The organism is uncultured Arcanobacterium sp., from assembly GCF_947253055.1.
GTDB lineage: Bacteria > Actinomycetota > Actinomycetes > Actinomycetales > Actinomycetaceae > Arcanobacterium_A.
On the sequence record NZ_CAMXYE010000115.1, the window covers coordinates 1 to 2831 of the forward strand.

Sequence of the window (2831 nt, forward strand, 5' to 3'; positions counted from 1 at the left end):
CTAATGCAGCTGCAATCAAGAAATTGCTCAAGAAAGACGCTGCCGTGGTGGTGCGGGCTGGCAATGATCCCGCAGTGGTAGTTACCGGAGCGGGGGAAGTGGTGGCGGTGCCGACCTTCCCGACCGTAGTGCGCGATACCAACGGCGCTGGTGATACCCACGTGGGAGTAATGATGGCGGCGCTCGCGGAGGGGCACGATTTGGTGGAGGCCGTTCGGCGCGGAAATGCGGCGGCGGCAATCATGATTTCCCGGCCGGGGCCAAATACTGCTCCGCAAAAGGAGGAAATTAACCGGGTGCTTGCCGGCGATCCGATAGTGTAAAATGCCGATGCGCCGATAGCGTAAATTAGCAAGTACGCGCAGTGTGAATTTTTTAAAATTCGGAAAATGCGCTATCGGCGTGTCGCCAATTTTCTTGACTAAATGACGGTAGAATACCGAATTTGAAATTTTAAGCACATACTTAGATATAATTTGGTTTAAGCATCGATTCGAATACTATGAATTTAGGTTCATATCATTTAAGGAGTACCATGATGCGCAAGAAAAACGGAATTAGATTTATTGCTGCGGGAAGTATGGGCCTGCTGTTGGCCTTAGGTATTTCCACTTCCTCAATAGCCGACGTGAACGCAGGTTCTTCTGTTCCCGTAACGAATACAGTAAAACCCGGCGCAGATCCGGCAGCTAACAATCTGCACAAAACCGAAAATTATGTCAATTCAGACCTCTCGGTTCTGCCCGATAATGTGAATTGGGATGGTAGCCGTAAAGGAGTACCCGATACTAATACTTTTGATGAAGCTGTTAAACTGCCCAACACGGCTACTCCATACAGCATTGTAGATATGCAGAAGGTTCCAGGAGTGGATGAGCCTCTGATCACGAATGCTAAAGAGTTTGGCTGGGATTTAAACATGGGTGCCATCAGTATTTCCAAGGAAGGGAAAGCCTTTACCAACGGCACCGGGGAATCGGGAATTATTAATCCGGAAAATAAGAAAAATATATTTTGGTTCGGAAAATACCGTAAAAATGCTGAACCAGAAACTAAGAAAGACGAGAACACGGCCTCGATTGCTGAGCGGGCATGGGAGCCCTGGGTTAAGGCTAACCCAGGCTATTTTGAAGGAGCTAAAAAATCCATTGCCACCGGTGAGTACTGCAAGTTAATCAAGCAGCCATTTAAAACTCAGACGTTTTGGGAAAAATGTGATAGTCCCGAGGCTGATAAGAACACCAAGCAAGTCTTTGCAGATTACAGTGCCGGGAAAATCGGCATACATACGATGTTGGCTCGTGCAGATTTGAAGAATGGTACGCACCTTATATTTTCTTTTGATCGTATAGTTTATCCTCGATTTAATTCCGGGGTTAAACAGGCAGTCGATGTTACTCCTGGAAGTGAAATAGTTATTACCCCATCCTGGGTATCCAATGGAAATAAGGACGGCACTGACCAGCTGCGGCTGCGAATTTATGACGCTACCGGAAAACAAATTTCTGATTACCCAGACTGGAACACAGATCGTCCGAAAATGCTTTATGACGGCACCACTAATAGGCCAGAAGTTGGAACCCAAGGTTTTGTTTGGAAGGTCCCGGAAGGGGTAACCCGAATTTTCACCACTTTCCGGCAAGCAGACGAAACTAAAGATCATACTGGTCTCGAAAACAAGAGCGCGGTTGCTCTCACCGGTTTCACCGGTGCAACTGTCACCACCGGATCGCATCTCACCATGTCTAATGCGGCTAGCAATGATGCCTCGAAACAGGTTGTAAATAAGCCGTTTGATTTCTCCTTGGAGATTGTAAATGACGGTTTTGCGGCAACTGCGAACGGAGAGTTTTCTGCGACCTTGCCTGCAGGCGTCACTGCCAAGGCAGTATCTTTACTGGTGGGAGATAAAGAAATCCCAGGAACGATCAAGGATGGGAAAATTACTGTTCCTCTTGGAAAAATTGAAGTCGGGCAAAAAGTAGTTATTAAACTGCATGGCTTAGTTCTTCCTGATACTAAAAAGTGGAATCTGGAAAATCCGCAACTGGCATATAATACCTTCGCATTAAACGGGGGCTACACCGATGCTGCTAAGTTCCAAGATTCGTTCCATATTGTGCATCCTTACGAGATTTCTTTGATGGCAAACGAAGCGTCTAGTGTGAACCCTTCAGCTACGGGTAATGGAGCTTCGGCTAAGAAGAATTTACCTCAAACTGGTGCTCAAATGATGGAAATAATTATCCTAACTGCGATGCTTGGCTTAACTGGAACAGCTGCAATCGTTGTACGTAATAGACGGCGTAGCTAGTTAAGTAAAATAATCCAGCAAGTAAAATAACTCAAAGGCTCTGGGGGATTCCCTCAGAGCCTTTGACTTATGTAGCGTAAAAGCAGATTTTATATCGGCCCATTCACCGCTATCTAATCTACGCCTTAATCTACCTGTGGTTTGAAAATAAACTGTTTAGTGCCGCCGTCTTCTACTTCTAGTGCAGTCACTCCGTAGACGTCTTTAATGAGCTCGGGGGTGAGGATTTCTTTCGGCGCGCCTTGGGTGTAGAGATGTCCGTCTTTAAGAATAATTGCCTGATCACAGTAGCGAGCTACCAGGTTGAGGTCGTGCAAAATTATAACTGCAGTATCGCTGACTTTTTTGATAATGCTCAGAATTTGATGCTGATATTTTATATCAAGATGGTTGGTAGGTTCGTCTAAAAGTATGCATTTACACTGCTGAGCTAGGGAGCGAGCAATAAGTACGCGCTGGCGCTCTCCTCCGGAGAGAGTATCTATATAGCGATTTTGGGCATAGTCCATACCGACTG

General features: G+C 46.1%; 3 protein-coding genes. 2 read left to right on the forward strand and 1 reads right to left on the reverse strand.

Features of this window, described 5'->3' with window-relative positions; all coding sequences use genetic code 11:
* A partial coding sequence (locus Q0X35_RS06415; protein WP_297566664.1) for a carbohydrate kinase family protein occupies positions 1-323 on the forward strand: 323 nt, incomplete at its 5' end.
* A 212-nt stretch (positions 324-535) separates the two neighbouring features.
* Entirely contained in the window at positions 536-2314 is a 1779-nt protein-coding gene (locus tag Q0X35_RS06420; RefSeq protein WP_297566665.1) for an LPXTG cell wall anchor domain-containing protein, read from the forward strand.
* A gap of 125 nt (positions 2315-2439) precedes the next feature.
* On the opposite strand, the gene Q0X35_RS06425 is transcribed toward Q0X35_RS06420, so the two are convergent.
* The coding region (locus Q0X35_RS06425) for an ABC transporter ATP-binding protein (RefSeq protein WP_297566667.1) at positions 2440-2831 on the reverse strand (392 nt) is incomplete at its 5' end.